This is a genomic window from Pseudomonas sp. TE24901, assembly GCF_054058375.1.
On record NZ_JBSSAF010000013.1, the window covers coordinates 88644 to 109193 of the forward strand.

Here is a 20550-nt window from a genome sequence, read left to right on the forward strand (position 1 = left end):
AAGCCCGCTCCCACATTGTTCTGTGCCAGTCTCAAGATCTGACGTTTACCCCAAACTCCCGCTTGCGTCGTTTCGCCGCGCTCACTAACGTAGCGCCTTTACTGACGCTACCCCCGCAGGAGCTTTGCCATGGCCTCGCCAGCCCTCTCACATTTTCTTCCCCGGTTCGGCGTTGCCGCGGCAGTGGCCAGTGCATTAAGCCTGGCCGGTTGCCAGCTCCAGAGCACCCAGGACACCCTGCTCCCTGCCGCCGGCGTACAGCCGATCAAGGGCCTCGCGCAGAACGTATCGGTACGCCGCAATGCCCAAGGCATGCCGCTGATCGAAAGCAACACCTTCCACGACGCGCTGTTCAGCCTCGGTTATGTGCACGCCAGCGACCGCATCACCCAGATGGTCACCTTGCGCCTGCTGGCCCAGGGCCGTCTGGCGGAAATGTCCGGGCCGGAGGTGCTGGGCGTCGACCGTTTCATGCGCGCCGTCAACCTGAAGAAAAGCGCCGGCGAGCTGTACAACGCCTCCAGCCCGCGCCTCAAGCGCTTCTTCGAAGTGTATGCACGTGGCGTCAATGCCTATCTGTTCCGCTACCGCGACAAGCTGCCGCCCGACCTGGCCCAGACCGGCTACAAGCCCGAGTACTGGAAGCCGGAAGATTCAGCGCTGCTGTTCTGCCTGCTGAACTTCAGCGAGTCGAGCAACTTGCAGGAAGAACTGTCCTCCCTGGTGCTGGCGCAGAAAGTCGGCGTGGACAAGCTCGCCTGGCTCACCCCGAGCGCGCCGGATGAACCTATCCCGCAGGCTGAAGCCGACAAGCTCAAGGGCGTGAACCTCGGCCAGATCACCGGCCTTGCCGGGCTGGAAGCGGTTGGCCAGCAGCTCAACAGCTTGAATGCACTGGCGGTGACGACTTCGAACAACTGGGCCGTCGGCCCGCAGCGCAGCCGCAGCGGCAAGAGCCTGTTGGCCGGCGACCTGGCCGCCCAGCCGCAAGCACCGTCACCGTGGAACTACGTGCAGATCCGTGCGCCGAAGTACCAGGCGGTCGGCGCCTCGATTGCCGGCCTGCCCACCCTGTTGTCCGGCTTCAACGGCAAAGTGGCGTGGAGCATGAGCGCGGTCAAGGGCGATACCCAGGACCTGTTCCTCGAAAAGGTCAAACGCCAGGGCAACGGGCTGTACTACGAGAACAATGGCAAATGGCTGCCGGCCGGTGTGCGTAACGAGACCTTCTTCATCAAGGGCCAACGCTCGATTCGCGAAGTGGTGTACGAAACCCGCCATGGCGCCCTGCTCAACAGCAGCCAGGCGCTGACCACCGGTTTCGGCCTGGCCCTGCAAACCGCCGATTTCAAGGACGACAAGAGCCTGGATGCGTTCTTCGACCTGTCCCGCGCGCAAAACGCGGGCAAGGCCTCGGACGCGACCCGGGAGATCCGCGCCATCGCCCTGAACATGATTTTCGCCGACGCCAGCAACATCGGCTGGCAAGTCACCGGCCGTTTCCCCAACCGCCGCGAAGGCGAAGGCCTGTTGCCCTCGCCGGGCTGGGATGCGCGCTTTGATTGGGACGGTTACGCCGACGCGATGCTGCACCCGTATGACCAGGACCCGCCCCAGGGCTGGATCGGCACCGCCAACCAGCGCACGGCGCCGCGCGGCTACGGCATGCAGTTGTCCAACTCGTGGGACGCGCCGGAGCGCAGCGAGCGCCTCGCGCAACTGGCCAATGCTGGCAAGCATGACAGCCGCAGCCTGATCGCCATGCAGTACGACCAGACCACCACGTTCGCGGCCAAGCTCAAGACCATGTTCCAGGCGCCGGGCATGGCGCAACCGCTGAAACAGGCGATCGACGCCTTGCCAGCGGCCGAACAAGCCAAGGCCCGCGAAGCCCTGGGCCGCCTGATGGCCTTCGACGGCCGCCTGGTGTCCACCTCCGCAGATGCAGCCATTTACGAGCTGTTCCTGCAGGAAAGCGCCAAGCAGATCTTCCTCGACAAGCTCGGCCCGGAAAACAGCGCGACCTGGAAGGCGTTTGTCAGCAACGCAGGCCTGTCTTACTCCGCCACCGCCGACCATTTGCTCGGCCGCGAGGACAGCCCGTTCTGGGACGACACGCGCACGCCGCAAAAAGAAGACAAACCGGCGATTCTGGCGCGCAGCCTGGCCGCAGCGATCACCGCAGGCGACAGCCAACTGGGCGGCGATCACAAGGCCTGGCAGTGGGGCAAACTGCACAGCACCACCTGGAAAAACCTCAACGGCCAGGTGATCCGTGGCCCGCTGGCCAGTGGTGGCGACCACAACACCTTGAACCCTGCGCCGTACAGCTGGGGCCAAAACTTCAACACCACCCAGGTGCCGGCGCTGCGCATGATCGTCGACTTCGGCCAAGCCGAACCGATGATGGGCCAGGGCGGCATCGGCCAGTCCGGCAACCCGGCCAGCCCGAACTATGCCAATGGCATCGACCCGTCGCTGAAGGCGCAATACCTGAGCTTCCCGATGCAGCCGCAGAACTTCGACAAGGCCTACGGCAAAACCCGGTTGACCCTGACACCCGGTAAGTAACCCGGTTCTCGCTGAAGGAACCGGAAAAAATGTGGGAGCTGGCTTGCCTGCGATGGCGGTGCATCAGCCACTTGATCAGTGACTGACACGGCCTCATCGCAGGCAAGCCAGCTCCCACATTGGATCGCATGCAGTTAGATAGAACTTCTCAAGTCTCACTCCCCTCATACCTGATAAGCCCATTGCCCCCGGCACCGCCCATGGACCTTGTCATCGCCCGGCCCGAAGGCCTCTATTGCCCAGCCGGTGATTTCTACATCGACCCCTGGCGCCCGGTTGAACGCTCGGTCATCACCCACGCCCACGGCGATCACGCCCGCACCGGCAATCAACACTACCTGGCCGCTGCGCCGGGCGAAGGCATCCTGCGTTCACGTCTGGGGCAGGACATCAACCTGCAAACCTTGGCCTATGGCGAACCCTTGGTGCACCACGGCGTGACCTTGAGCTTTCACCCCGCAGGCCACGTGCTCGGTTCAGCCCAGGTGCGCCTGGAATACAGGGGCGAAGTCTGGGTCGCCTCCGGGGACTACAAGGTCGAACCCGATGGCACCTGCGCGCCTTTCGAACCGGTGCATTGCCACACCTTCATTACCGAGTCGACCTTCGGCCTGCCGATCTACCGCTGGCAGCCTCAAGCGCAAATCTTCGCCGGGATCAACGACTGGTGGCAGGCGAATATCGCTGCCGGCAAGGCCAGCGTGTTGTTCTGTTATTCCTTCGGCAAAGCCCAGCGCATCCTGCATGGCATCGACGCCAGCATCGGCCCGATCCTCAGCCATGGCGCGGTAGAACCGCTGAACCGGGTGTACCGCGAGGCCGGGGTGTATATCCCCGAAACCCTCTACGCCGGGGACTTCAAGAAGACCGACCCACTGCTGCGCCAGGCCCTGATCATCGCCCCGCCCTCTGCCGGTGGCAGCAGCTGGATCAAGCGCTTCGGCGATTACAGCGACGCGTTTGCCAGCGGCTGGATGCGCTTGCGTGGCACACGGCGGCGGCGCGGTGTAGACCGAGGTTTTGTGCTTTCAGACCACGCCGATTGGCCGGGCCTGCTGTGGGCCATCGAACAGACCGGCGCCGAGCGCGTGATGGTCACCCACGGTTCCGTCGGCGTACTGGTACGCCACCTGCGGGAAAAAGGCCTGGATGCCCAGGGTTTCACCACCGAATACGGCGATGACGAAGAAGAGGCCACGGCATGAAGGCCTTCGCCGAGTTGTACGCCAACCTCGACGCAACCACCTCCAGCAACGCCAAGCTGGCGGCTTTGCAAACCTACTTTCGGCACGCGCCGCCCGCAGATGCGGCATGGGCGGTGTACTTCCTGTCTGGCGGGCGGCCCCGGCAACTGGTGCCCACGCGCCTGCTGCGGGACATGGCCACCGAGGCGTCAGGCATCGAGCCTTGGTTGTTTGAGGAAAGCTACCAGTCGGTGGGTGACCTGGCCGAAACCATTTCGTTGCTGTTGCCAGAATCGCCCTACACCTCTGAAGACGGCTTGGCGGTGTGGCTGGAAGAAAAGCTCCTACCCTTGAGAGGCCTGCCACCTGCGGAGCTGGCTGAACGCCTGCCCGCGTTATGGGCGCAGCTGGATCAACCCAGCCTGATGGTGTGCATCAAGTTGATCACCGGCAGTTTCCGAGTGGGCGTGTCCAAGTTGCTCGTCACCCGGGCTCTCGCTGCCATGGCCGACCTGGACAGCAAACGCGTGGCCCAGCGGCTGGTGGGCTACACCGATTTGTCCAACCGCCCGACAGCGAAGGGTTACCTCAAGCTGATCGCTGCTGAATCTTCGGACGAGCACGCGCAAAGAGGCGGGCAGCCCTATCCGTTTTTTCTCGCCCATGGCTTGTCGCAACCGCTGGAACAATTCGACGCCCTGCTCGGTTCGCCCGCCGGCTGGCAGGTGGAATGGAAGTGGGATGGCATTCGCGCGCAACTGGTCAAGCGTGAGGGGCGCTTGTGGATCTGGTCACGGGGCGAAGAACTGGTTACCGAGCGTTTTCCTGAACTGCACAGCCTGGTGAGCGGTTTGCCGGACGGCACGGTGATCGACGGTGAAATCGTGGTGTGGAAGGACGCGGTGCAACCCTTCGCCCTGCTGCAACAACGCATTGGCCGCAAGACCTTGAGTAAAAAGGTGCTCGACGAGGCGCCTGTCGTGATCCTCGCCTACGACCTGTTGGAGTATCAGGGCGACGACTGGCGCAACCACGCCCAGGCCAAGCGCCGCGCCCAACTCGAACAGGTGATCAGCCTGTGTAACCAGCCTGTGCTGATTCCATCACCGTTGCTGACGGGCACCACCTGGCAGGAACTTGCGCAGCAGCGCGAGGCCTCTCGCCGGCTAGGGGTGGAAGGCATGATGCTCAAGGCGCGCGACGGCCTCTACGGCGTGGGCCGCACCAAGGACATGGGCGTCTGGTGGAAATGGAAGGTCGACCCGTTCAGCGTCGACGCCGTATTGATCTACGCCCAGCGCGGCCACGGCCGCCGCGCCAGCCTGTACAGCGACTACACCTTTGCCGTGTGGGACGGCCCGCCCGGCAGCGAGCGTACGCTGGTGCCGTTCGCCAAGGCGTATTCAGGGCTGACCGACGAAGAGATGCGCAAGGTCGACGCGATTGTGCGCAAGACCACAGTCGAGAAATTCGGCCCGGTCAGTAGTGTGACGCCGAGCATGGTGTTTGAGCTGGGGTTTGAGGGGATTGCCTTGTCGAAGCGGCACAAAAGCGGGATTGCGGTGCGGTTTCCACGGATGTTGCGGTGGCGGCAGGATAAGACAGTGGAAGACGCGGATAACCTTGGAACGCTACAGGACCTCCTGACCTGACACATATCCCCTGTGGGAGCGGGCTTGCTCGCGAATGCGGTGGATCAGTCGATGGATCTGTTGACTGACACTCCGTATTCGCGAGCAAGCCCGCTCCCACATTTTGATCCTCGCCAACCCCAAAATGGTGCGCTGATTTTTTGATGCCCATTTTCGGGCATCTCCTACACTCAAAACGCCCTCGTCTCACCTTTTAAAACGCTCATTCGGAACTATGGTGCAGAAATTGCTACTTGTGATCCGTCTGACACCGTTCAGTAACAGTCCTAAACGCGCCACAAGCGCTTATCTTGGTTTCCAGGGATTACATAATGAAAAAAGCATTGCTGACCCTTTCTGCACTGGCTCTGTGCATGGCTGCAGGTGTTGCGACAGCCAAGGAATACAAGGAATTGCGTTTTGGTGTCGATCCGTCCTACGCGCCGTTCGAGTCCAAGGCCGCTGATGGCAGCCTGGTGGGCTTCGATATCGACCTGGGCAATGCGATCTGCGCCGAGCTGAAGGTCAAGTGCAAGTGGGTTGAAAGTGACTTCGACGGCATGATTCCGGGCCTCAACGCCAACAAGTTCGACGGCGTGATCTCCTCGATGACCGTGACTGAAGCCCGTGAAAAGGCGATCGACTTCTCCAGCGAGCTGTTCTCCGGCCCGACGTCCCTGGTGTTCAAAAAAGGCGCGAACTACTCCACGCCTGAGTCCCTCAAGGGCAAATCCGTGGGCTACGAGCAAGGCACCATCCAGGAAGCCTACGCCAAGGCCGTGCTGGACAAAGCCGGTGTGACCACCAAGGCCTACGCCAACCAGGACCAGGTGTACGCCGACCTGACTTCGGGCCGACTGGACGCTTCCGTGCAGGACATGTTGCAAGCCGAGCTGGGTTTCCTGAAGTCGCCAGCCGGTGCTGACTACGAAGTCAGCAAGGCCATCGACGACCCACTGCTGCCGTCCAAAACTGCGGTCGGTATCAAAAAAGGTAACAAAGAGCTCAAGGCCTTGCTCGATAAAGGTATCAAAGCGTTACACGATGATGGCACCTACGCCACCATCCAGAAGAAACACTTCGGCGACCTGAACCTGTACAGCGGTAAATAACACCCCGGCGCCCACCTGTTTCAGGTGGGCGCTTTTTTATCGCCATAGGTCCTGAATTCATGTTTGAAGATCTTTTACAAACCCTGGGGCTGAGTGCCTTCAGCTTGAAAGGGTTCGGCCCACTGTTGCTGCAAGGTACGTGGATGACCGTGAAGTTGTCGGTCGCCTCCCTGGCTGTCAGCGTCTTGCTGGGCCTGCTCGGCGCCAGCGCCAAACTCTCCAGCGTCGCCCTGTTGCGCGTTCCGGCGCAGATCTACACCACCCTGATTCGCGGCATACCCGACCTGGTGCTGATGCTGCTGATTTTCTACAGCCTGCAGATCTGGCTGACCGGCCTCACCGACTTCATGGAATGGGAGTACATCGAGATCGACCCATTCAGCGCCGGGGTCATTACCCTGGGCTTTATCTACGGTGCCTATTTCACCGAGACCTTTCGCGGCGCGATCCTCGCAGTGCCCCGTGGCCAGCTCGAAGCGGCGACCGCCTACGGGCTCAGCCGTGGCCAGCGGTTTCGCTTCGTGACCTTCCCGCAGATGATGCGCTTTGCCCTGCCCGGCATTAACAACAACTGGTGCGTGATGCTCAAGGCCACGGCGCTGGTGTCGATCATCGGCCTGGCAGACCTGGTAAAGGCCGCCCAGGATGCGGGCAAAAGTACCTATCAACTGTTCTATTTCCTGGTGCTCGCCGCCTTGATCTACCTGCTGATCACCAGCGCGTCCAACGTCGTGCTGCGCTGGCTTGAACGCCGTTACTCCGCTGGGGCCCGGGAGGCCGTGCGATGATCGAACTTATCCAGCAATACTGGCGGCCTTTCCTTTATAGCGACGGCCAGCACATCACCGGGCTGGCCATGACCCTGTGGCTGCTCAGCGCGGCATTGGTCATCGGTTTCGTGGTGTCGATCCCGCTCTCCATCGCCCGGGTTTCGCGCAAGCGCTACATCCGCTGGCCGGTGCAGTTCTATACCTACTTGTTTCGCGGCACGCCGCTCTATATCCAGTTGCTGATCTGCTACACCGGCATCTACAGCATCGCGGCGGTGCGTGCGCAACCGGTGCTGGACGCCTTCTTTCGCGACGCGATGAACTGCACCATCCTGGCCTTTGCCCTCAACACTTGCGCCTACACCACGGAGATCTTCGCGGGTGCGATTCGCAGCATGGCCCACGGCGAAGTCGAGGCGGCCAAGGCCTATGGCCTGACCGGCTGGAAGCTGTATGCCTACGTGATCATGCCCTCGGCATTGCGCCGCTCGTTGCCCTACTACAGCAACGAAGTGATCCTGATGCTTCACTCAACCACCGTGGCCTTCACCGCGACCGTGCCCGACATTCTCAAGGTGGCCCGGGACGCCAATTCGGCCACGTACATGACCTTTCAATCATTCGGCATCGCCGCGCTGATCTACCTGACCGTGACCTTTGCTCTGGTCGGTCTGTTTCGCCTGGCGGAGCGCCGTTGGCTGGCCTTCCTCGGGCCGAGCCACTAAGGAGTCTTCATGCGTCATCAGGTACATGATCTGATCGCGCCGGTGCCAGGCACGGCGCGGCAGATTCACAGTTTCCACTTCGGCCCGCAAGACGCCGCTGGCAAGGTCTACATCCAATCGTCGCTGCACGCCGATGAGCTGCCGGGCATGCTGGTGGCCTGGCACTTGAAAGTACGCCTGGCCGAGTTGGCCGCCGCCGGGCGCCTGCGCAGTGAAATCGTGCTGGTGCCCGTCGCCAACCCGGTGGGCCTGGAACAGGTGCTGATGGATATTCCCCTGGGCCGCTACGAGCTGGAAAGCGGGCAGAACTTCAACCGCTGGTTCGTGGACCTCAGCGACGAAGTCGGCAACAGGGTCGAGGACCTGCTGGGGGACGATCCACAGCACAACGTCGAACTGATCCGCGCCGCGCTGTCCACTGCCCTGGCAGCACACACCGCCGACACCCAGCTGCATTCCCAACGCCTGGTGCTGCAACGCCTGGCCTGCGATGCCGACATGGTGCTGGACTTGCATTGCGACTTCGAAGCCGTGGCGCACCTGTACACCACGCCTGAAGCCTGGCCGCAGGTGGAACCGCTGGCGCGCTATATCGGTTCGGAAGCCAACCTGCTCGCGACCGATTCGGGTGGGCAGTCCTTCGATGAGTGTTTCACCCTGGTGTGGTGGCAACTGCAGCAACGCTTCGGCGAGCGCTTCCCGATCCCCATGGGCAGCTTCTCGGTGACCGTCGAACTGCGCGGCCAAGGCGACGTCAACCACGGCCTGGCCGCCCTCGACTGCCAGGCGATCATCGACTACCTGATCCACTTCGGCGCGATTGCCGGTGACGTGACGCCACTGCCCGACCTGCCCTACCCGGCGACGCCGCTGGCGGGGGTGGAACCGGTGGCCACGCCTGTCGGCGGCTTGCTGGTATTCAGCGCCCTGCCCGGCGAATACCTGGAAGCCGGGCAACTGATCGCCGAAATCATCGACCCCATTACTGACCGCGTAACGCCTGTGCACTGCCAGAAGGCCGGCCTGCTTTACGCCCGTTCGCTACGCCGCATGGCCACTGCCGGGATGGTCATCAGCCATGTCGCAGGCAGTGAGGCCTACCGCAGCGGCTACCTACTTTCGCCTTGAGGATGCACGCCCCATGTACAAATTGACCGTTGAAGGCCTGCATAAAAGCTATGGCGACAATGAAGTGCTCAAAGGTGTCTCGCTCAAAGCCAAGACCGGTGACGTGATCAGCCTGATCGGCGCCAGCGGCTCGGGCAAAAGCACCTTTTTGCGCTGCATCAACTTCCTGGAAACCCCCAATGACGGCGCGATGACCCTCGACGGCCAGCCGATCCGCATGGTCAGCGACCGCCACGGCATGCGCGTGGCCGACGACGCCGAACTGCAACGCCTGCGCACGCGCCTGGCGATGGTGTTTCAACACTTCAACCTGTGGAGCCACATGAGCGTGCTGGAAAACATCACCATGGCCCCGCGCCGGGTGCTGGGCTGCAGCAAGAAGGACGCCGAAGACCGCGCCCGTCGCTACCTCGACAAGGTGGGCCTGCCAGCACGCGTGGCCGACCAGTACCCGGCATTCCTGTCCGGCGGTCAGCAGCAACGGGTAGCCATTGCCCGCGCACTGGCCATGGAGCCGGAGGTGATGCTGTTCGACGAACCCACCTCGGCCCTTGACCCGGAGCTGGTGGGTGAAGTGTTGAAGGTCATCCAGGGCCTGGCCGAGGAAGGCCGCACCATGATCATGGTGACCCACGAGATGAGCTTTGCGCGCAAGGTGTCGAGCCAGGTGCTGTTCCTGCACAAGGGCCTGGTGGAAGAACAAGGCGCGCCTGAAGACGTGTTGGGCAACCCGAAGAGCGAACGCCTCCAGCAATTTCTCAGCGGCAACCTCAAGTAAAGGTGATGCACGCCCGGAACGTGTGGCGCGTACAGGCGGTTTCGAGCTGCCAACCGGTATGCGCACAGGCGCGGGCGACGATCTCCAGACCGAACCCGTAGCCCTGTGACTGCACCTGCTCGTCACGGTTGTTGAGGATCACCAGGCGCTGCTCAGTGAGGATCACCCGGACTTTCCCGGCGCCATGCTGGGCCGCGTTGCCGAGCAGGTTCTGCACCACGCTGCGGACAATCGCCTCGCTGGCGGCCAGCGTGAACGACGCGGTGCCAGTAAACACCAGGGCGCCTGCCGCGAACGGATAGAGCAGTCGGTACTTTTCGATCTGCTCGACGACGATCGCCCCCACGTCTACCGCTTCATGCCTGGATTGATGCGGCGCCCGGGCCAGGCTCAGAAACAGCTCAATCGTCATTTTCATCCCGGCCAGCGCCCCTTCCATACGCTGCAGGCAGCGCGTCGTTTTATCCGCCCCGCACCCCGGCAGGCGCAGGATGGCCAGGCTGTTGTTGAGGATACTCAGGGGCGTACGCAACTCGTGGCTGACGTGCCGGGTAAAAGCCTGCTCGCGCAGCAACGCCGTGTTTTGCTGGGCCACCAATGACGACAGCGTGCGGCTCAAGGTGCCGATTTCATCTTTGCGCTCTACACCGCTGAAACAGGGTGGGCCAGAGGGCGACCCAGCCACCTGCGCCGCCAATTGGCTGATTGGCCGGGCGATGGCCCGGGCAATCGCGATGGCAAGAATCGCACCCAGGATAAGGATCAGGCCGGCCACTGCACACAGGAGCCCGAAGACCTGCCCACGGTAGCCTTCGGTTTGACTGAGACTGGACTCATCCATGACCAGCACCAGCAACGCCGCAACGCCTGCCACCTCACTGACCAGCACATGAATGTCCTCTTTTTCGATTTCATGATGGCCGACGGGCAAGTGCCGAACCTTGGCCGGCAGGTTGGCGTCCGTTGACCAGTAACCCTTGAGGTAGATCGCATTGGGCATCACCGCAGCGCGGCCCAATTGAGCGTATTTGGCCTGGAACTCCTGCGCCTCCAGGTTCAGGTAGCTGGAGACGATGTAGTCTTCGGTAAGGATCACGGCGGCCCAGATCAGCAGGCTGTAGAACAGGGTTATCAGCGCCATGAACGGCAACAGCGCGTAGAGGATGCGCGCAAAGAACGAGTCAGTAGGGGATAGCAAGGCGATACCCTTTACCGTGGACGGTTCGGATCAAGTCATTACCGTGAGGTTTGCCCAAGGCTTGCCTGAGTCGGTAGATGTAAGTGCGCAATGCGTCACTGTCGGGCAGGTCGCCTCCGGGCCACAGCGCCGCCTCGAGCCTGCGTCGGCTGACAGGCTGCGGGGCCACATCGGCGAGCAGGCTCAGCAGGCTGAACTGAAGCGCCGGCAATGCAATGACGGCACCGTTGTGCCGCAAGGACTGCATCGCAGGATCAAGCACAAGGTCACCCAGCTGCCTTGGGGCCCGCGACGGGCGCGGGGCACTGCGACGCATCAGCGCACGAATGCGCCACAGCAACTCCTGGGGTTCGAAAGGCTTGACCAGGTAGTCGTCGCCACCGGCCGCATAGCCCTCTTCCTTGTCGAGCAACGCATCGCGTGCAGTCAAAAAGATCACCGGGATCTGGACCTCTTCGCTGCGCAATTGGCGGCAGGTATCAAACCCGTTCAGCCGGGGCATAGCGACGTCCATCACAATCAGGTCGTACTCATGCTGCCGCACACGCTCCAGGCAACTTTTCCCATTGCGAGCAAAGTCCACGTCATAACCAAATTCCGTCAGGTAATCCCCCAGTGAACCCGCCAACGCGTGATCATCTTCTACCAGTAATATTTCCATTAGAGCAAACTCCAAATTCATACATACAGCAAGGATTATTCCTTCAACAGAAAACTAAATTCCTACAAAAACACCGCACTATATTTACGCGAAGTGACATTTGATTCACATGCAACCTTATACATTCCCAGCATGCCAAAGACACTTGAATTATTAACTCGCTATTTGGGCGCCGGTTGCATCGCCACGCTCATTCATCTGATGGTATTTGCGCTCCTGCTGCCCGGGTGCGGCCCGATAGTGTCAACCCTCTGCGCCGGCGCAGGCGGGGCAGGAGCGGCCTATTACCTCAATCGGCATTGGGTATTCGTCGCACGCCAGTGCAGTGGCCTGCGCTTCACCGTCACGGCAGCCAGCCAAGTAGCATCGAATACGCTCATTGTCGGGTTATTGACTCACGGAGGCGCATCGCCCTATCTCGCACAACTAACCGCCATGGCAGTCGTTACCGCACAGGGTTTTACGATCAATCTCTTTTGGGTATTCAAACATGACATGCAGCGCACACCCCCCCAGTGATGCCTTATTACCGATAGAACTTACACTGCTGATCCCCTGCTTTAACGAACAGTGCGTACTGGCGCAATTTCACACGCGCATTCTAGCCACCCTCGAACATCTGAAAGTTACTGTCGAAGTAATTTATATAAATGACGGAAGTCAAGACGCAACAGCTGCAATCATCGACGGGTTTGCTCAAGATCCACGCATCAAAACCCTGCACCTGAACCGCAACTTCGGCAAGGAGGCGGCCATGCGCGTAGGTATCAACGAAGCACGGGGCCGTGCGGTGATCATCCTGGACTGCGACCTGCAAGACCCTCCGGAGTTGATCCCATTGATGGTGCAGGAATGGCACCGCGGATTTGAAATCGTCAACATGCAGCGCCGCTCACGGCGTTGCGATTCCTGGCTCAAACGCACGGCGGCCAGGCTCTATTACGCCGCCATGGATCAGTTGATCGATGGCTTCGATGTGCCGAGGGAAGTCAGCGACTTCCGACTGATCGGACCGAATGCGCTGGCCGACATTCGTGCCATGGACGACAACGCCGGCGTGTTGAAGATTTTGGTCAGTTGGCTCGGCTACCCCACCATCGAAGTGGATTACGACCGCAAACCGCGCCAGGCGGGCCAGACCAAATGGTCGTCGCTGTCGTTGCTGAACCTGGCGGCGGACTCGATTCTCGCGTTCTCCACCCGCCCCTTGCGGATGTACAGCTACATCAGCGGCATCAGCTTCCTGGTCGGCTCACTGTGGGTCGCGGGCGTGGCGGCATCGGGCGAACTGACCCTTGAGCATCTCCAAGTGCAGGCAATCCTGCTGCTGTGCCTGGGTACCGCCGTGGTCGGTGAGTACGTCGGTCGGGTGCTGACCGTGGTCAGCCCCAGGCCCTCCTCCCTGTGCAAACGCGATCAACCTTGAACCTCTTCATCCACTCAGGAGGCTACCGGCATGAACCCTTCCGTTTCCCTTCGTCTGCTCTGGGCAATCTTGCTTGGCGTACTGCTCCTGCGCCTGGGGACGCTGGGGCTTTATCCGCTCATGGATACATCAGAGGCGCGCTACGCGGAAATTGCCCGCAAGATGCTCGTGTCCAACGACTGGATCACGCCCATGTTCGATCACGACGTACCGTTCTGGGGCAAACCGCCACTGTCGTTCTGGGTACAGGCACTGAGCATGAAAGTGCTCGGAATCCAGGAATTCGCCAGTCGCTTTTCAAGTTGGCTGCTGCACGTCGCAAGCTGTCTGTTGATTGTGCACTTCGCCCGTCAGGAGCGAAGCCTGCAGGTCGGGTTGATCGCCGCGATCATTTATTCGACGTGCACGCTCGGGTTCCTCTCCAGCGGCGCCGTATTGACCGACGTGGCCTTGGCGTTCGCCCTGACGCTCGCGCATCTGGGCATGTGGCGCGGGTTGATGCACGGTGATCGGGGATGGGCCTTGGCCGGCTTTTTCGGCCTGGGCCTGGGCCTGCTTGCCAAAGGCCCGTTGGCGCTGGTGCTGATCGCGCTGCCCGCCGCCATATGGTTGGCGATCACCGCCCACTGGCGCCGACTGTTGGGCCTGCCCTGGCTGCGTGGCGGTGCATTGACGCTCGCCGTGGCCTTACCCTGGTATTGGCTGGCGGAGCAAAAAACACCGGGGTTCCTGGAGTACTTCATCGTCGGTGAGCATTTGAGTCGCTATGTCATCAGCCAATGGCAGGGCGATCTTTATGGCAGCGCCCATGCCGAACCCATCGGGATGATCTGGTTACACCTGCTGGGCGGGCTCATGCCCTGGGCGCTTTTCCTGCCACTGCTGGTAAAGCTGCGCGGGCAGCTTGGGGCTCAACCCGAGTACTTCATATTCGTGATGGCGTGGGCTATTTCGGCACCGTTGTTTTTCACCATGTCCACCAACATTCTCTGGACTTATATACTGCCCACCTTGCCGGCCTGGTCGGTACTACTGGCCGACGTGATCTACCGACACATGCGCCCGGCCGTTATCGTCGCCTTGGCGTTGGCCCTGCCGCTGGCCGGCTGTGGCCTGATCATCAGCGGCAAGGTCGCCGACCGCCCTCAGAACCAGAAAGCCATCGTGGCGCTCTGGAAGGCGCAACAGGCGGCTACCCCCGGAGACCTGATCTACCTGGGTTCACGCTCCTACTCGGCCGAATTCTACAGCGCCGGCTGGGCACGTCACAGCAAGAGCCTGCAACAACTACCGAAGACCGAGGGCTTCTATCTGGTGCAACGCCTGGACAAGCTGCAACCCTTGCCGCCGACCTGTCACACCGTGGGCCAGGCCAATGGCTCGCAACTGCACTACTGTCGCGCCGTCGAGCTTTAGTTAAACCTTTGGTGCAGCAGAGGGGTCTGTGAAATAAGCCCTCCAGAGCGTCAGCTGCCGCATGGCCCCTCATCACGACTACGCCAAGCAATGGTTTGCCGCCAAAGGCTGGAAGCCATTCCCGTTTCAGAAAGAAGTGTGGCGGGCGGTCATGGACGGCCGCTCAGGTTTGCTGCACGCCAACACAGGGGCCGGTAAAACCTATGCGCTGTGGTTTGCCGCACTTAACCGCTTCGCCATCACCCGCCCACCCGTCGTCGGTAAACGCAAGCCGCCGGCCGAACCCCTGACCGTCCTGTGGATCACGCCGATGCGCGCCTTGGCTGCCGACACCGCGCGTGCCCTGGAGGCGCCGTTGGCCAGCCTACAGATTCCCTGGAGTGTCGGCCTGCGCACCGGCGATACCAGCAGCAGCGAACGCGCACGCCAGACGCGACGTCAACCCAGCACACTGGTCACCACACCAGAAAGCCTGACCCTCATGCTGGCGCGGGCCGACAGCGAAGCAAGCCTGGGGCATCTGCGCATGGTCATCGTGGATGAATGGCATGAACTGATCGGCAATAAGCGCGGTGTGCAGTTGCAACTGGCGTTGGCGAGGTTGCGGCGCTGGCACCCTGAGTTAGTGGTGTGGGGGATATCCGCGACGCTGGGTAATCAGGCTCACGCGTTAGAGGTATTGGTCCCACAAGGTGGCGGGATTAATGTGCAGGGACGAACCGCCAAGCAATTGCACGTGGACACACTGCTACCGCCTGTCACCGAACGTTTCCCGTGGGCAGGGCATATCGGTTTGAAGATGCTGCCGCAAGTGGTCGCCGAGGTAGACGCTTGTGCCAGTTGCCTGGTGTTTACCAACACACGGGCGCAATCGGAGATCTGGTATCAAGCATTGCTGGAGGCTCGCCCTGATTGGGCTGGGGTGATTGCCCTGCACCACGGATCGCTGTCCAGGGAAACCCGCGACTGGGTCGAACGAGCATTGAAAGACGGCCAGCTCAAGGCGGTGGTGTGCACCTCCAGCCTGGACTTGGGGGTGGATTTCCTGCCGGTGGAACGGGTGCTGCAAATCGGATCGGCCAAAGGCGTCGCACGCCTGATGCAACGCGCCGGGCGTTCGGGGCATGCGCCAGGGCGGCCCTCACGGGTGACACTGGTGCCGACCCATAGCCTGGAACTGGTGGAAGCGGCCGCTGCGCAGGATGCGATTGCCCTGCGGCATATCGAAGCCCGCGAATCGCCCCACAAACCGTTGGATGTACTCGTACAACACTTGGTAAGCATGGCCTTGGGCGGTGGGTTTACACCGCCAGCGCTATTGGCTGAAGTTCGCAGCGCGTGGGCGTATCGCGATCTCACGGACGCCGATTGGGCCTGGGCCCTGGGGTTTGTACGGCATGGCGGCCTGTCGCTGACGGCCTACCCGGATTACCGTCGCGTCGAGCCGGATGAGCACGGCACTTGGCGCGTCCCCGATGCACGCCTGGCGCGTCGTCATCGCATGAGCGTGGGCACTATCGTGAGCGATGCCAGTATCCACCTGAAATTCTGGAGCAAGGGCGGCGGCGGCAAGAACCTGGGCAGTGTCGAGGAAGGTTTCATCGCCAGGCTCAAGCCGGGAGATGGCTTTCTGTTTGCCGGGCGGCTGCTGGAACTGGTACGGGTGGAAAACATGACCGCCTATGTACGGCGCAGCACCGCGAAAAAGGCCGCTGTACCACGCTGGAATGGCGGACGAATGCCGCTTTCCAATGAGTTGGCCCAGGCGGTGGTGGAACGTTTTGACGCTGCTGCACACGGGCATTTCGACGGCCCGGAGATGCAGGCAGTGCAACCCTTGTTGCAGACACAATTGCGCTGGTCCGGGCTGCCGACGCGCAAGCATTTACTGGCCGAGGCCTTCAAGTCGCGCGAGGGGTGGCACCTTTTTCTCTATCCCTTTGCCGGGCGGCAGGTACACCTGGGGTTGGCGAGCCTGTTGGCGTGGCGGGTCAGCCGGCATCAGGCGGTTACCTTTTCGATCGCGGTCAACGATTACGGGCTGGAGTTGTTAAGCGCCACAGAAGTGCAATGGCCGGCATTGCTGGACGAGGCGTTGTTGAGCCCCGACGATCTGTTGGAAGACGTTGTTGCCAGCCTGAACGCAGGAGAACTGGCCCTGCGGCGCTTTCGCGAGATCGCACGCATCGCCGGCCTGGTATTCGCCGGCTACCCCGGCTCGCCGAAAAGCACGCGTCAGGTGCAGGCTTCCAGCGGGTTGTTCTTTGAGGTGTTCAAGCAATATGACCCACAGAACCTGCTGCTGGCCCAGGCGGGGGAAGAAGTCCTGCGCAATGAGTTGGATATTCACCGGTTGGAACAGACGTTACATCACCTGTCGACACTGAAACTGGACATGCACCTGATCGAACGGCCTACCCCCCTGGCCTTCCCCCTGCTGGTGGAGCGCATGCGCGAAAGCATGAGCTCGGAAAAACTGTCGGAGCGCATCGCGCGGATGGTCAAGGACCTGGAAAACGTCGCGGACAACGGGAAACGTTGATGACCTGTTCAGTGATGCTTGAGGGTGAAGAGCTGTGGCTGCTGGCGGACAAGGCCGTGTACTGGCCCGCCCGCCGCTGCCTGCTGATTGCCGATGCGCACTTGGGCAAGGCGTCGGCTTATCGAAGCCTGGGGCAGCCGGTGCCGCAAGGCACCACCACCGAGAACCTGGCAACGCTGGATCGGCTTCTGGCCGCTGTTACGTGCGAGCAGGTGATCTTTCTCGGTGACTTCCTGCACGGTCCAGGCTCCCACGCTTCGGGCACCCTTGGGGCCTTGAGGGCGTGGCGAGCGCACCACCGCTCGCTGACCCTGGTGCTGGTGCGCGGCAATCACGACAAACGTGCGGGCGACCCGCCTGCGGATTTGGGCATTGAGGTGGTTGGAGAGCCTTTATTGATGGGGCCATTTGCCCTGCAGCATGAACCGCAGGTCCATCCCAGCCACCACGTGCTGGCGGGGCATGTGCACCCGGTGTATCGCTTGCGCGGCAAAGGCCGGCAAAGCTTGCGCCTGCCGTGCTTTCAGATCGGCCAGCGGGTGAGCGTGCTGCCAGCGTTTGGCGCTTTTACGGGCGGCTATCCAGTGCAGGTGGGCAAGGATCAGCAGGTGTTTGTGATCGGCGGCAACGAGGTATGGCCGGTACGCTGAAGAGCCGGCCATGCCTGCTGCCCAATCAAATCAGGCGACGGGCGCGGGTGGCGGTTCATCTGGAAGGGTGGGTTCACCCGGTTCGGTGGGCTGCTGTGGCCAGTCCTCGTCGGGTTGGCCGGGAATGCCGCCCGCAAACGCTGGGTCAGCCATCAGGGACCAGGCCAGAACACCAATCTGGTTGGGTTCAAGCCGAGCGAGTTCGGCGCTTATTCGCGGGTCGAGCTTCATAAGGTACTCCTCAAGCGTGGCTCGGCGCGTTTTGCACGCGCCGAGGCAGTACACTTAATAGAGTCACTTCCCGCAGACAAATTCCCTTTACGTGTAAGACCTTTCGATCAAGCGCGTGGGAGAGTAACGCCGCGCTGACCTTGGTACTTGCCGCCACGGTCTTTATAGGACACTTCACAGGCCTCATCGGACTGCAGGAACAGCATCTGCGCCACACCTTCGTTGGCGTAGATCTTGGCCGGCAACGTGGTGGTGTTGGAGAACTCCAGGGTCACATGACCTTCCCACTCAGGCTCAAGCGGCGTCACGTTGACGATGATGCCGCAACGCGCGTAGGTGCTTTTACCCAGGCAGACGGTCAGCACGTCGCGGGGAATACGGAAGAACTCCACGGTGCGCGCCAGGGCAAAGGAGTTTGGCGGGATGATGCACACGTCGCTCTTGATGTCGACGAAGCTTTTTTCGTCGAAGTTTTTCGGATCGACGGTCGCCGAGTTGATGTTGGTGAACACCTTGAACTCATCGGCGCAACGCACATCGTAGCCGTAGCTGGAAACCCCGTACGAAATCAGGCGTTCGGCGCCTTCGCCGCGCATCTGGCGCTCTACGAAGGGCTCGATCATGCCGTGCTCTTGCGCCATGCGGCGAATCCACTTGTCCGATTTGATGCTCATGGCGGGTGTCCTGAATAGCGAGGTGGAAAAATTCTGTTGGGCATCTTACCGGGGCTGGCCCCGGGGTTCAAAGGCCGCCGGGCTTTTCTTGATGAATGCGTGCATGGCTATAAGCCGCAGCCAGCGGGGCCGGGACCCAGGTTGTACGCGACCGGTGACCGTAAATACCACCGCCAGTCACGAAAATGGAGAAACCTTCGGAAATATCATTGGCACGTTCCGGAAAAAGGGTTAAGGTGGCGCCACTGTGCTGCTTGTGTCACTGAGAATCTCTACACGATATGTTGAATTTCGATCCAACCATCTCCAAGAATTTTTCCTGCTCTTTGCACTCAGTCTCGGCCAGGGCTTTTCCTGAGTCGCAGTTAACTTTGTCCAAGGAGATACACCATGTCTAATCGCCAAACTGGTACCGTTAAGTGGTTCAACGATGAAAAAGGCTTCGGCTTCATCACTCCACAATCCGGTGACGACCTGTTCGTTCACTTCAAAGCTATCCAATCCGACGGCTTCAAAAGCCTGAAAGAAGGCCAACAGGTTTCTTTCATCGCTACCCGCGGTCAGAAAGGCATGCAAGCTGAAGAAGTTCAAGTTATCTAACTTGTACTGACTTAGTCGAAAAGACCCCGCCCTTAAAAGCGGGGTTTTTTTATGCCTGTAATTTGGTGTTGGTATCCCTTGTAGGAGCCCGGCTTGCCGGCGATGGCGATCTCAGAGCTGCCATCGCCGGCAAGCCGGGCTCCTACAGGGGACGTGTTGGTTATGAATGATCAGCACACAGCAAAACGCCCGGTGCACTCCCATGCACCGGGCGTTTTGTTATAGCCGTCTTAATCGTTACTGGAACAACGACTCACTCGACAAGCCATTCTTCTCGAGGATCTCACGCAAGCGCTTGAGGCCCTCCACCTGGATCTGGCGCACCCGCTCGCGGGTCAGGCCGATCTCCAGGCCTACATCCTCCAGAGTGCTGCTCTCATGGCCGCGCAGGCCGAAGCGGCGAATCACCACCTCACGCTGCTTGTCCGTGAGCTCCGACAGCCACTGGTCAATGCTTTGGGAAAGATCATCGTCCTGCAACAGCTCGCAAGGATCTGTAGGACGATCATCCGTCAGGGTGTCCAGCAGGGTTTTATCCGAATCCGGACCCAGCGAGACGTCGACCGAAGACACACGCTCGTTCAGACCAAGCATGCGCTTGACCTCCCCTACCGGTTTTTCCAGCAGGTTGGCGATTTCTTCGGGCGAAGGTTCATGATCGAGTTTCTGGGTAAGCTCACGCGCCGCCCGCAGGTAGACGTTGAGCTCCTTGACCACATGGATCGGCAACCGGATCGTGCGGGTCTGATTCATGATCGCCCGTTCGATGGTCTGGCGAATCCACCAGGTAGCATAGGTTGAAAAGCGGAAACCCCGCTCAGGGTCGAACTTCTCCACCGCCCGGATCAGGCCCAGGTTGCCCTCCTCGATCAGGTCCAACAGGGAGAGCCCACGATTGACATAGCGTCGGGCGATTTTCACCACCAGCCGCAGGTTGCTTTCAATCATGCGCTTGCGCCCAGCCGGATCACCCTTTTGCGACAATCGCGCAAAATGGACTTCTTCTTCGGGAGTCAGCAGAGGGGAAAAGCCGATTTCATTGAGGTACAGCTGGGTCGCGTCGAGCGCCCGTGTGTAGTCAATGTACTTGTGTTGCTTTAACGCGGTGGAGTTCTTGGATTTGGTGCGAACTGAAGGTGCAGCTGACCCCTCATTATTCGACATCGATTCCGTATCGATGGGTTCTCCCATAAGGAGAAGCTCATCGTCGATGTCAAACTCCGGCGCTTCTTTACTGAGAGCCATTGTTATAG

19 protein-coding genes are annotated in these 20550 nt (G+C 60.9%); 14 read left to right on the plus strand and 5 right to left on the minus strand.

Annotation, left to right across the window (positions count from 1 at the left end):
• Positions 1-129 precede the first annotated feature (129 nt).
• The 8 genes from ACVWVP_RS23985 to ACVWVP_RS24020 all read left to right on the plus strand — a co-directional run bounded on the left by ACVWVP_RS23985 (position 130) and on the right by ACVWVP_RS24020 (position 9899).
• Positions 130-2571 (plus strand): penicillin acylase family protein, encoded by a 2442-nt coding sequence (locus ACVWVP_RS23985; RefSeq protein WP_457408415.1) that lies wholly within the window; start codon positions 130-132, stop codon positions 2569-2571.
• Positions 2572-2771: 200 nt separating this feature from the next.
• Positions 2772-3776 carry a ligase-associated DNA damage response exonuclease gene (locus ACVWVP_RS23990; protein ID WP_178918982.1) on the plus strand — a complete coding sequence of 335 codons (1005 nt, stop codon included), beginning with the start codon at positions 2772-2774 and terminating at the stop codon, positions 3774-3776.
• The gene (locus ACVWVP_RS23995) at positions 3773-5407 is read left to right on the plus strand and encodes an ATP-dependent DNA ligase (protein ID WP_457408418.1); all 1635 of its coding nucleotides are present in this window, start codon (positions 3773-3775) and stop codon (positions 5405-5407) included. Before ACVWVP_RS23990 ends, ACVWVP_RS23995 begins: the two co-directional genes overlap by 4 nt.
• Positions 5408-5718: 311 nt before the next feature.
• The gene (locus tag ACVWVP_RS24000) at positions 5719-6498 is read left to right on the plus strand and encodes a transporter substrate-binding domain-containing protein (RefSeq protein ID WP_176994717.1); all 780 of its coding nucleotides are present in this window, start codon (positions 5719-5721) and stop codon (positions 6496-6498) included.
• 59 nt (positions 6499-6557) lie between these two features.
• Positions 6558-7286 carry an ABC transporter permease gene (locus ACVWVP_RS24005; RefSeq protein ID WP_178918988.1) on the plus strand — a complete coding sequence of 243 codons (729 nt, stop codon included), beginning with the start codon at positions 6558-6560 and terminating at the stop codon, positions 7284-7286.
• Positions 7283-7993 (plus strand): ABC transporter permease, encoded by a 711-nt coding sequence (locus tag ACVWVP_RS24010; RefSeq protein ID WP_176994715.1) that lies wholly within the window; start codon positions 7283-7285, stop codon positions 7991-7993. Before ACVWVP_RS24005 ends, ACVWVP_RS24010 begins: the two co-directional genes overlap by 4 nt.
• A gap of 9 nt (positions 7994-8002) precedes the next feature.
• Positions 8003-9121, plus strand: coding sequence for a succinylglutamate desuccinylase/aspartoacylase family protein (locus ACVWVP_RS24015; protein ID WP_178918990.1), 1119 nt, complete (start codon positions 8003-8005; stop codon positions 9119-9121).
• 13 nt (positions 9122-9134) lie between these two features.
• The gene (locus ACVWVP_RS24020; protein WP_012722621.1) at positions 9135-9899 is read left to right on the plus strand and encodes an ABC transporter ATP-binding protein; all 765 of its coding nucleotides are present in this window, start codon (positions 9135-9137) and stop codon (positions 9897-9899) included.
• On the opposite strand, the gene ACVWVP_RS24025 is transcribed toward ACVWVP_RS24020, so the two are convergent.
• Both ACVWVP_RS24025 and ACVWVP_RS24030 read right to left on the minus strand, forming a co-directional pair.
• Positions 9892-11097 (minus strand): sensor histidine kinase, encoded by a 1206-nt coding sequence (locus tag ACVWVP_RS24025; protein WP_457408423.1) that lies wholly within the window; start codon positions 11095-11097, stop codon positions 9892-9894. The genes ACVWVP_RS24020 and ACVWVP_RS24025 overlap by 8 nt on opposite strands.
• Positions 11081-11758, minus strand: a complete 678-nt coding sequence (locus ACVWVP_RS24030) for a response regulator transcription factor (RefSeq protein ID WP_457408425.1) — start codon at positions 11756-11758, stop codon at positions 11081-11083. Before ACVWVP_RS24030 ends, ACVWVP_RS24025 begins: the two co-directional genes overlap by 17 nt.
• Positions 11759-11890: 132 nt before the next feature.
• Here ACVWVP_RS24030 and ACVWVP_RS24035 point away from each other — a divergent pair, with 132 nt between their 5' ends.
• From ACVWVP_RS24035 to pdeM, 5 genes are all read left to right on the plus strand, one after another.
• The gene (locus ACVWVP_RS24035) at positions 11891-12277 is read left to right on the plus strand and encodes a GtrA family protein (RefSeq protein WP_457408427.1); all 387 of its coding nucleotides are present in this window, start codon (positions 11891-11893) and stop codon (positions 12275-12277) included.
• Positions 12249-13184, plus strand: a complete 936-nt coding sequence (locus tag ACVWVP_RS24040) for a glycosyltransferase family 2 protein (RefSeq protein ID WP_457408429.1) — start codon at positions 12249-12251, stop codon at positions 13182-13184. Before ACVWVP_RS24035 ends, ACVWVP_RS24040 begins: the two co-directional genes overlap by 29 nt.
• A 30-nt stretch (positions 13185-13214) precedes the next feature.
• Positions 13215-14600, plus strand: a complete 1386-nt coding sequence (locus ACVWVP_RS24045; protein ID WP_178918999.1) for an ArnT family glycosyltransferase — start codon at positions 13215-13217, stop codon at positions 14598-14600.
• 61 nt (positions 14601-14661) lie between these two features.
• Positions 14662-17142 (plus strand): ligase-associated DNA damage response DEXH box helicase, encoded by a 2481-nt coding sequence (locus ACVWVP_RS24050; protein ID WP_457408431.1) that lies wholly within the window; start codon positions 14662-14664, stop codon positions 17140-17142.
• Positions 17142-17792, plus strand: coding sequence for a ligase-associated DNA damage response endonuclease PdeM (gene pdeM / locus ACVWVP_RS24055; RefSeq protein ID WP_457408432.1), 651 nt, complete (start codon positions 17142-17144; stop codon positions 17790-17792). Before ACVWVP_RS24050 ends, pdeM begins: the two co-directional genes overlap by 1 nt.
• A gap of 30 nt (positions 17793-17822) precedes the next feature.
• Here the strand turns inward: pdeM and ACVWVP_RS24060 are convergent, their stop codons facing one another.
• Together ACVWVP_RS24060 and dcd are read right to left on the minus strand one after the other, a co-directional pair.
• Positions 17823-18023, minus strand: a complete 201-nt coding sequence (locus tag ACVWVP_RS24060; RefSeq protein ID WP_176994712.1) for a hypothetical protein — start codon at positions 18021-18023, stop codon at positions 17823-17825.
• 107 nt (positions 18024-18130) lie between these two features.
• Entirely contained in the window at positions 18131-18697 is a 567-nt protein-coding gene (dcd, locus tag ACVWVP_RS24065; protein WP_457408434.1) for a dCTP deaminase, read from the minus strand.
• A gap of 390 nt (positions 18698-19087) precedes the next feature.
• Between dcd and ACVWVP_RS24070 the strand changes: the two genes are divergently transcribed.
• Positions 19088-19297, plus strand: coding sequence for a cold-shock protein (locus ACVWVP_RS24070; RefSeq protein ID WP_002554837.1), 210 nt, complete (start codon positions 19088-19090; stop codon positions 19295-19297).
• A 237-nt stretch (positions 19298-19534) separates the two neighbouring features.
• Here ACVWVP_RS24070 and rpoS read toward each other — a convergent pair whose 3' ends face one another.
• The gene (gene rpoS, locus ACVWVP_RS24075; RefSeq protein ID WP_178919005.1) at positions 19535-20542 is read right to left on the minus strand and encodes an RNA polymerase sigma factor RpoS; all 1008 of its coding nucleotides are present in this window, start codon (positions 20540-20542) and stop codon (positions 19535-19537) included.
• Positions 20543-20550 lie beyond the last annotated feature (8 nt).